The sequence below is a fragment of the Psychrobacter sp. FME13 genome, from assembly GCF_014861395.1.
In the GTDB taxonomy this organism is placed as follows: Bacteria; Pseudomonadota; Gammaproteobacteria; order Pseudomonadales; family Moraxellaceae; genus Psychrobacter.
Genome location: NZ_RRYV01000110.1, coordinates 1 through 10,165, shown reverse-complemented (window position 1 = coordinate 10,165; position 10,165 = coordinate 1). Strand labels below are relative to the sequence as shown.

General features: G+C 41.4%; 7 protein-coding genes and 1 pseudogene. 5 read left to right on the top strand and 3 right to left on the bottom strand.

The genetic code is table 11. The features are described from left to right. Window positions 1-184: 184 nt before the first annotated feature. Both murU and EI164_RS11735 read right to left on the bottom strand, forming a co-directional pair. Entirely contained in the window at window positions 185-919 is a 735-nt protein-coding gene (murU, locus tag EI164_RS11740; protein WP_192520143.1) for an N-acetylmuramate alpha-1-phosphate uridylyltransferase MurU, read from the bottom strand. Window positions 920-978: 59 nt separating this feature from the next. Further along, entirely contained in the window at window positions 979-2,091 is a 1,113-nt protein-coding gene (locus EI164_RS11735; protein WP_225739258.1) for a phosphotransferase, read from the bottom strand. A 333-nt stretch (window positions 2,092-2,424) separates the two neighbouring features. Between EI164_RS11735 and lptD the strand changes: the two genes are divergently transcribed. The 5 genes from lptD to EI164_RS11710 all read left to right on the top strand — a co-directional run bounded on the left by lptD (window position 2,425) and on the right by EI164_RS11710 (window position 10,099). Continuing rightward, a complete protein-coding gene (lptD, locus tag EI164_RS11730) occupies window positions 2,425-5,442 on the top strand; it encodes an LPS-assembly protein LptD (RefSeq protein WP_192520141.1) in 3,018 nt (1,005 codons plus the stop codon). 313 nt (window positions 5,443-5,755) lie between these two features. Continuing rightward, window positions 5,756-7,156, top strand: a complete 1,401-nt coding sequence (locus EI164_RS11725; RefSeq protein WP_192520140.1) for a peptidylprolyl isomerase — start codon at window positions 5,756-5,758, stop codon at window positions 7,154-7,156. A 322-nt stretch (window positions 7,157-7,478) separates the two neighbouring features. Next, entirely contained in the window at window positions 7,479-8,843 is a 1,365-nt protein-coding gene (locus EI164_RS11720; RefSeq protein WP_192520139.1) for a tyrosine-type recombinase/integrase, read from the top strand. A gap of 122 nt (window positions 8,844-8,965) precedes the next feature. Continuing rightward, complete coding sequence (locus EI164_RS11715; protein WP_192520138.1) at window positions 8,966-9,760, top strand: hypothetical protein; 795 nt, start codon at window positions 8,966-8,968, stop codon at window positions 9,758-9,760. A 129-nt stretch (window positions 9,761-9,889) separates the two neighbouring features. After that, complete coding sequence (locus tag EI164_RS11710; protein WP_192520137.1) at window positions 9,890-10,099, top strand: helix-turn-helix transcriptional regulator; 210 nt, start codon at window positions 9,890-9,892, stop codon at window positions 10,097-10,099. Here EI164_RS11710 and EI164_RS11705 read toward each other — a convergent pair. Beyond that, window positions 10,077-10,165 (bottom strand): annotated as a pseudogene (locus EI164_RS11705) (IS5/IS1182 family transposase); the annotation flags it as partial. The gene EI164_RS11710 and the pseudogene EI164_RS11705 sit on opposite strands and share 23 nt — an antisense overlap.

Sequence of the window (10,165 nt, the reverse complement as noted above, 5' to 3'; positions counted from 1 at the left end):
TAGGCTTAGATGTGTATAGCTCATGGTTGCAATCTCACTTTGGTCGGTGGATAAAAACTTTGATGCTAGCGCATCTAGGTCTTTTTTTCACCTTGCATTTGGTATTGCACTTCATGTGTTAATCTAAGTCTATAGAAAACTGTTTGGGTTTACCCTCATCTCAAAGGTGATGATCCCCCTTAGTTTATGCACCTAAATGACCAGTAGCACCATGACTTTCAATAAACTCATTGACCTGCGTCAAGCGCTCTGGTGTACCGACATCCACCCATTTATCGGCAATGATGTCAGCAGTAATTTGAAACTTGAGCATTGCTTGCTTAAGTAGTGGTGCTAACGCCGCAGGCTGACCTGATACCAATCCATCCACTAATCTGGGTGACATCACACTGATACCTGCAAAAGTATATTTACCTGCATCGCCCACTGCCTGTTCACTGGCAAGTCCGTTATTAATAGCAAAATCTCCGCCGCTGTTATGTGCTGGATTGTCAATCAGTAGTAAGTGTGCACATTGATCCGCGCCTAGTGTATAGTCTTGCAACTGAGTAAAATCATACGTCGTCCAAACATCAGAATTGACTAAAATAAACGGCTCATCTCGTAGTTTTGCTGTTTGCAACGCCTGAAAAATACCACCAGCTGTCTCGAGAGGTTCATCATCTTCAACTGACCAATGCAGCTTGACACCATACTGCGCACCATCGCCCAATGTCGACATTAGCTTATCAGCTAGCCATGAAGCATTGATAGTAATGTCAGTAATACCTGCCGCTTGTAATGCTTTGATATGCCAAACAATCAGTGGCTGGCCCGCGACTTCCACTAATGGCTTGGGCGTCTCAAGCGTTAACGGGCGCAAACGCGTACCCTTACCAGCGGCCAAAATCATTGCTTGTGTAATTCTAGACGTCGACATGCGCCTTCCTTGTAATTTTTGAGTTTAAAGCTCTTGAAATGCAAATAGGATAAATATTGTTAAATATACTGCTGTGCAAATTTTTGCTGATATGCTGGCAGCACAGCCTCTATCAACCAGTTATTAAATGGCACAAGTGCCTGTTGCAAATCCTCACTGCCATGCTTACTCAGCCACTCTAGCTCGAACATCAAATCGCGCATAACTTTAGGAATATCTGCTAAATAACGGTCTTTACCGTCACGTTCAGACAAGCGGATAAAAATCCCTAATACTTTTAGATGACGCTGTACGCCCATCACATTGACATCATTTTCAAACTGTTGTGCGCTAGGGGCCGTTGCTAACCCTGCTTGTTGTTGCAACTGCCAAAAGTCACCAATCCAGCCAGATATCTGACTCTCTGGCCAGTCGACATAGGCATCGCGTACCAACGACACCAAGTCATAAGTATAAGAGCCAATGACCGAATCTTGAAAATCAATCACACCCAAACGTGCATCATCGGCTTGATCTTGCATGAGATTACGGCTGTGATAATCACGATGAACGATGACTTGTGGCTGCTGCAAAATCTCTTTTATCAATACTGATTTTACATCATTCCATAATGTCTGACTCAGCTCTACCCCAATGTAAGGTACGAACCATTCGCTAAATAGATTCATTTCACGATCTAATAACACCGTATCATAATCCGGCAGCTGGTGCTGAGATTTGGCCGTCTCAATAGATATCGTTTGTAGTGCGACCAATGTCTGCATTGCCAATTGATAATACTCATCAACTTGTGTAGGAGTCGCCTCAGTAAGTAAATGCGCAAACTCCACCGCACCAAAATCTTGTAACACTAAAAAGCCTTTTGTCACATCTTGTGCGATAATCTCTGGCACATTAATAGCTGGCGTCATCAACTTAGTCACGTTAATAAACTGACGCATGGCATCTTGTTCATCAGCAGAATCCATGACAATATAACGCGATACTTCCTTGTCATTGTCTTTTAGTAATTGAATACGGTGATATTGACGCGCACTGGCATCGCCAGGTAGGCTTTCTAAGTTAAACGCTTGACCTACAAACACCTGCTGTAGCCATCTCGTTAATTGCTGTAGGCGACTATTGGTATTGGCTTCAGTCAGATTCGGCTCTAAAATAATTTTATCAGTCATAATGGACATCGCAGGTTGAATATAAATCGTAAACAATTAAAGTAGTGATAAGTCAGGCAAAACCTTGTTAAAATAGTGAAATCTTGAGCCATGATAATGGCTATCATTTAAAAAACAGCTGGGCTATATGATGAATTTTGGTAAATAGTGTAGCTGATTTGGTTTTTTTTGACTATGATTAGTCGTCATAATATGTAAAACATCCAATGTTTTGAGATTACATTATCCATGAATCATTTTTTGGTCGGTTATTAACGACGATATATCATTCAATAATGCGGCTGCTAAAATCAGTATCGCAATCCAATAGGCTCTGCAATCATAGGTGTGCCCTTGTTATATTCTCCGCTTTACCAAAGCATTCGTGTGATATTATTTGGTGCGTTAGGCTTATCTAGCCTAGCCGTTAATGCTGCACTTAGTGATGCTGACACACAAACTACTGCACCAACCCTCATTGATAGTAGTACACGTTATATCACTAAAGCAGCGCCTAACGCCAACAGCAGTATCAACCAAAATCCTGATTATAATAACATTCGTTATAAAAATGATAATCAAGAAACCGCCTCTCAAAGCAATGAGTATCAACAAGCAAGTACTACCACTCCACCTGCTAGCGAGCACACCACTTTAGCTAACCCTATTGCTAATAGTGATGCTGTAGAAAGTAGCTCTTTGAATCAAGATCCCTTGGATAGCAACCAAAGTACTCCTGCTACACCGGTCAATGAAACAAGCGCATCTGAAACCACCTCTGAGACTAATACGATTGATATGAGTGATGAGAGTATTCAAGATAGCCTAATGCGCTTGGCGGAGTTTTATGAGCTGACACCTGATACTGAAGTACCAATATCTAGCGATACTGATGATACGAAAAACGTCGAAACAGATGACCCTCAACTCATACTGACACCGACGCCAAGAACGATTCCAAAAGTAGGTCAAAACTTACAGCTACTCTCCCACACGGTTGATAGCGCGCAACGCTGTGAAGGCCAGTGGGTTTACCCAAAAAACAACCCTAACTATCAGCGTGCCGTAAGAGAATCTGGTGCCGCTAACGGTCTCACAAACAATCAAGCTCCGCTGTTTACTGAGTCTGACTATGGTTATTATGACAATGCTGATTATGCCGAACTATCAGGCAATGTTATTATTAATCAAGGCACCCAGCAAATAGAAGCCGAAAAAATATCGCTAGATTTAAAGAATAGTGTGGCGGCAGCGCAAGGTAATGTCATGTTTACTGACCAAGCGACTGGACAAAGGAGAGTAGCCAATACTGCATCAAACAACCCCTTGAATAATACTCAAGCCAATTTCGGTGAAAAAGTATCACAAGGTGGCATTATTGGTGTAGCAGACAGTTTAAATTACAACACCGAAACGGGCCAATCAACCGCTGACAACGTTGCTTTTGCTAGTGTTGATATGCAAGCACACGGCTATGCAAAACGTTTAAACAGACCCAATGACAGTCAATACGAATTAGACGAGGTTATGTTCAGCACCTGCCCACCTATGAATCGCAAATGGCAGTTTGATGCCAAAAGCATTGATTTAGATACCGAAACAGGTCGCGGCAAAGCCTATGATACAACCTTCCGTGTCGCTGACGTACCAGTCTTTTATCTGCCTTATTTTAACTTTCCCATAGACAGCCGTCGCAGCAGTGGCTTTTTGGTACCAAGTGCTAGCTTTGACAGTGATAGTGGTCTTGAAGTTGAAGTCCCTTATTATTTGAACTTAGCACCCAATTATGATGCTACGCTCAATACTCATATTTATACTGATCGAAATCCAATGGTATCAGGTGAGTTTCGCTATTTGACCGAAAATTATGGCGGAGGTACTATAAATGCAGCATACCTGCCTAACGATAATGAATATAACGATGAAGACCGCAGCAGCGTGGTTTATGAGCATCTGTGGGAATCTAAGAGTATTCCGCGTCTGAGCGGTGACCTGACGTATAACTACGTATCAGATTCTGATTATTTAGATGATTTTGATACACTTGGTTTGTCCGATAGCACAGTCAACCTTCCAAGACGTGCACGGCTCAATTATTATAATGATTATGTCACTGGTGAGCTAAAAGCTGAAACCTTTCAAACACTTGATGCTTTCGACAGTGATGGTGATGAATTAGAAGACAAAGACAGACCGTACTCTCGCCTACCACAACTGACACTAAATTACCGTCTACCGACCAATAATAACTTTGAAATTACCGGCGTTAGTGACTCTGCTTACTTTAAAAAATCTATCAGTGACGGTTCTGAGACCGAAAAAAGCGGTACACGACTTTATAATAAAATTAGCGCCACGTATCCGATTGAATCTTCTTGGGGCTATATTAAGCCTGAGCTTAGCCTACAACATCTGTACACTGCATACGATGAAGACAGCCTAGAAGACAACTCTTTAAGTGCAGAGGATGGCAGTCAATCGGTATTTGTGCCACAAGCCAGTATTGATGCAGGATTAACTTTTTACCAAGCTGGCTCACCATTTGGAGCGTTTGACGATACGATGGGTGGCTATCAGCTTCTCAGCCCACGATTGAAATACACCTATGCACCATACGAAGACCAAAACGACATTCCCAACTTTAATACCAGTATTGCTTCAATCAGTTATCAGCAGTTATTTTCAGACAGTTGGTTTTTAGGGCATGATCGCTTGCAAGATTTGCATGCAGTGACGCCCGGTGTTAACTATCGTTACATCGATGCAACGGGTGTGACACGTTTTGATGGTAGTATTGCAGAGCAGTTTTACATCGACGATGGTCGTGTCACACTGGTCGACGACGAGCCTATTTTTACGACATCATCATCAGGCATGGTTTGGGATGCTAGTGTTCAGCCCTACAATAATGTTTGGGTCGATGTAAATGGTGCATTAACTAACAGTTATGATTTAAACTTTATCACAACCGAGCTACGCTATCAGCCAACTGAAAACAGCCTATTTAGTGCCGGTTTCGTAAAACGCCAACGTGATGGCAATACCAATCAGCAGCCATTATCAGCCGTTACTGCATCTGCCATATTTCCTATCAATAATAAATGGCGCGTATTGACACAAGGTCAATATGATTACCGTAATAGCAGAATGCTTGATACCCTTGTTGGTATTGATTATGAAGATTGCTGTTTTGGCTTTGCTGTTTATGGTCGTCGTTACTATAATGACTTAGATGTTACCGACGAGCCTACACAAGCAGTTATGGCAGAGATCAGACTTAGTGGTCTTGGCAGTGGTAATAGCAGTTTAACCAGCTTGCTTTCTGAGAAAATACTTGGTTTTGATACTGTTCAATCTGCATGGAAAAACTAGCGCGTGTCGTCATTTAGATTGCAAGGCTTGCAATAAAGAAAATTGCAGCCAAACAAGCAATGACTCGCCGCAAATATTAACATTATAAATGTGCTAATTAACGACACACCTTTGGATAGCAACCAAAAGTGCTTTAGCCAAAAAAATTAAAAATAAGTGACCAAACAAAGTCGGCCTAACCCATTGTTCACGTAACAACAACATAGTTACGTGATATTATTTTGGACAAGATTATTCAGTATATGCTTATTAACATAAGCTGAATATGGTTGACCAACTACCATCCGATGCGATGACATTGATGAGGAGCATCATGAGATTTTTTTCTGTACGTCAAACCAGCCGTGCTGTATTGTTTTCTATGGGTACGAGCGTAGGTCTTCTGCTTAGTCTTAACACCCAAGCTGCAACAGTAGAGCCTGAAACAGCTAATACCACAGCTACTGCGGAACAAAGCGCCGTAGATCGTTTGACACCAGCCAATAGCACAGACGGTATCATTGCATTAGTCAATGAAAGTGCCATTTTAAAAAGTGATTTGATTGCCGCTATTACACAAGCTCAATCACGTGCTACAGCTGCTGGCGAGCCAATCACCAACTCAGCGAAGCTACAGTCTGACGTATTGAATGCGCTCATTTTGCGCGAGTTACAGCTATCTATGGTCAAGCGCGTCGGTCTAAATCCTGACGAAACAACTATCAATCAGCGCCTTAGCCAAATCGCACAGTCAGAAGGGCTCAATAGCATCTCGGAATTACAACAACGCTTAGATGCAGCGAGACCTGGTAGCTATGCTGCTCTGCGTGCTCAACTAATCGAAGATGCCGCCATTCAAGCTTTACAACAACGCCAAATCAGTGAACGTGTACGCATTAGCGAACAGGATATTGATGCGTTTTTAGCTTCACCGGAAGCCAAGCGCTTGAACCAAAGTGAATATCAAACCATTCATGTACGGGTTCCTTATATGGACGACTATAGCCGTCTATCAGAAGCACAGCGCGCAGAAGCGTTAAAAGTGGCAGAAACATTACGCGCTCGTCTACTCACACCGAATGTCAATGTTACCGAAGCCGTTGCCGCTAGCCAAGGAAGCTATCCCATTCCTTTACAAGGTGGCGATATGGGCTTTCACAAAGCGGCATCACTACCCACAGAGCTATCTAGTCAAATCACTCAACTAGATATTGGCGATGTCAGTGAGCCGCTAGTCACTCCTGAAGGTATCGACATTATTAAGCTGGCTGACAAAAAAGTCAGTGATACCATGCTAATTCCTCAGTGGAAGACTCGTCACATCTTGGTTAAAGTTGACGAACTCCAAACTGATGCACTTGCTGAACAAAAAATTAATGATTTATACGAACAATTACGCAATGGTGCTGACTTTGCTTCTTTAGCATCGACTTACTCAGACGATCCAGGCTCAGCTGGTCGTGGTGGTGATCTTGATTGGGTCAGTGAGAAAGACATGGTTGCGCCATTTGAAGCTGTCATGAAGAACACAGCAGTTGGTGACTACTCTGCTCCTTTTAAGACCCAGTTTGGCTGGCACATCTTAGAAATAGATGAAAAACGTCAGCAAGATGTCAGTGAGCAGTATCGTCGCAATATGGCACGCCAAGCTCTTTACCAACGCTTAGCGCCACAAGCCCAAGAAGACTGGTTACAAGAATTACGTGCTGATGCTTATATCCAAATACTTGGATAATCTAATTATATGCACATAGTATGAATAACATTTTAAAAAAGGGTACCTGTTTATACAGATACCCTTTTTTATTTATGTACGACAACAATCATAAGCTATGGTAACGCCCTCACAAAGAAAAGCCCCGAACCTAGGGTATATTATTGATAACACCTAGTAACTTCTAATACTCACAGAAACCCCCAAACCTATTGTAAATAAAGGCTTTAGCCAGTATCATATAACCTATGGTAACGTGTAGTAACTTGTCTAAACGATAAGCCACCATGTACCAAACCATGTACCATATTTTAATTGGTACATTCTAAGATAGGGGAACGACATGGCAAGTAAGTATAATCATTTACCATCAATCAAAGATGAAACCAAAGCTGAGCGCCTAGAGCGATTGCAGCAAATCGAGTACGACAAACAAATAAAAGCCAAACCATTACAGCAAGAAGATTATGGCGTTAGAGTAGCAGGCTGTGAGGGCTTATATCTTAGAGTTAGACCTAATGGCACACGCGAGTTTAGGCATTTCTACCCCCACCCATTTATTAAAAACAAACAAATACGCTTAACCCTAGGCGAATACCCAGCGGTCAGTCTAAAACGTGCAAGGGAGCTATATTACGATAACTCATCTCTATTAGCTGATGGTATCGACCCAAAAGAGCACCGCGAACAACAACAAAGAGCACTTGAAACGGGCTATAACAACACCTTTCAAAAAGTAGCTGAGCAATGGTTAGAGCGTAGATTATCAGTAGGTAAAAAGCCCAGCCTATCTACAATAAAAACTTACAACCGTATGTTGAAATACATCAATGCTAAGTTGGCTAATGTACCTATCGACCAGTTAAAAATGACTACCCTATTAACTTTCTGCCAAGACTTACAAGATGAACGCGGTATAGAAGTAGGACAAGACGCTAAAACAGTGCTGAACTATGTCTTTGACCATGCTGTCAATCGTGGACTGGTAGAAATGAACCCTGTAAGAGCATTCCCTAGTAGAAGCTTAGAACCATCAACTAATAAGCCTAAACCAGCAATTACCACGCCAAGCGAGTTTGGCCAGTTGCTTAGGGATATTGACCAAATGACACCTAGACAGCCTGATACCATCATAGCGTTAAAACTATTGGCACTTACTTATGCGCGTGTAGGCGATATATGCAGTATGAAATGGGCTGATATAGACTTTCAAGGCAAGCTATGGAATTTTGAGCCACTCAAAGGCAAGGGACGCAAGGATATGGTGGACGAGTTGGCCATACCACTAGCACCGCAAACTATTGCTATCTTAAAAGAGCAGCATAAAAAAACAGGCTGTCATGAGTTTGTATTTCATAGCCCAAAGAATAAGAAAGGAATACTACCAACTGGTAGGATCAATTACGCACTGAACCATTACGGCAATGGCGGCAAAACTTATCTAAACATACATACACCCCACGGCTTTCGAGCCAGCGCAAAAACAATGCAGATGGAACGCCTAGGCTATGACGAATTAATCACTGAGATGCAGTTAGGCCACAAGATGATTAACAAGTACGGCAAAGCATATAGCCGTTTTAAGTTTATCGAAGTAAGAACCAAGATGATGAATGAATGGGCGGATTATATAGACAATATGCGAGCAGGCAAGATAGATAATATAATTTACGCAAACTTTAAACATGCAGAACAAAAGCAAGGCTAAGCCACTGCTACAATGACCATGCAAGGCTAGGACTAATTACCCGAACGGCAGCGATTTACACACCTTAAAGCAGCCAGCGCCTTGCACCTTATTTTATATAAAGGTGTGTAAAGGTGTATGTTTTGGCTATTCAACTTAAGTCTCAAGAAGAAATTGATGCTAAAAAAATAAACGATAATAAGGATATTTATATATCCCTAAAGCAACAAATCATTAAAGAACATATAAGCTACACAGTTATGCACTTAGGTATTAATGATATTGAAGAGCAGACAAGTTTCATAGAATTAGTAAAAATTATTAAGTTAGATATTAAAAGGTTTAAGCCAAGTACTTTAGCCTATGATGAAATATATGCAGAATATCGTGCGCTTGCTGGAGATATTTTAAGTGGCATTGAACCGAAGAATTATGAAGATAGCTACAACAAAGAAAGTAATATAGTGGTCTATATTATGGCTATCATCTATCTTAATATTTCTGAGCAAGCCTTTTCAAATCAAGACTATAAAATATCTATTAGTTTCTATCAAAAATATACTGAATTAAAGACTATTTATAGATATAGCAAAGGTTACACATGGCAGCAAATAATAGATGACAAGCCCACGCCCATAAAAAAACATACTGATGAGAAAAAAGAGATAGCTATCCCCCTAGCAAAAAAGATATGGGGTTATGATAAAGATACAAATCTGTTAATGCGCAGACAAGTAGCGACCTTAGTGGTTGATCTGCTACCCGATTTAGGATTAACAATACCTCAAGTTGATAACTGGCTAAATAAATCTAAAGCGACACCGCAAGCTATCTTAGATAGGTATGCGATCCAAGATTATGGGAACACACGCGAAGAAAATGAGTTACGCGAACAATTAAAATCAAAAATACTTAGGGATTTGAGCCCCATTGATTGAAGAAGTTTGTAACTAAAGCCCCCTAAATTCTAGGATTACCCCCTAAATTCTAGAATGCCTATCTACCGCCTTATCTATCATAATCCTAATATGACACCTGTTACTAACCATTAACTAACAGGTGATCTTATGACCCATACTAATCCAACCATCAATAACAGCCATCAAACTAAAGATGAGCAACCTACCCCGTTAAACCCTCAAGGCTATTCACGCATTCAGCCCACAGCCGAACTAATCGGACTTCACCACCAAACACTAAGACGCTGGTGGAAAGCGGATAAATTCCCTAAGCCAATTAGGGTGTGTATAGAATTCAAATCAGGGGCAACCAGATAAAGACACAAGCGAGCATTACCGCCGCTGCATAGCTATCTTTGAGCTTATCATATCGCGTGGCAATGC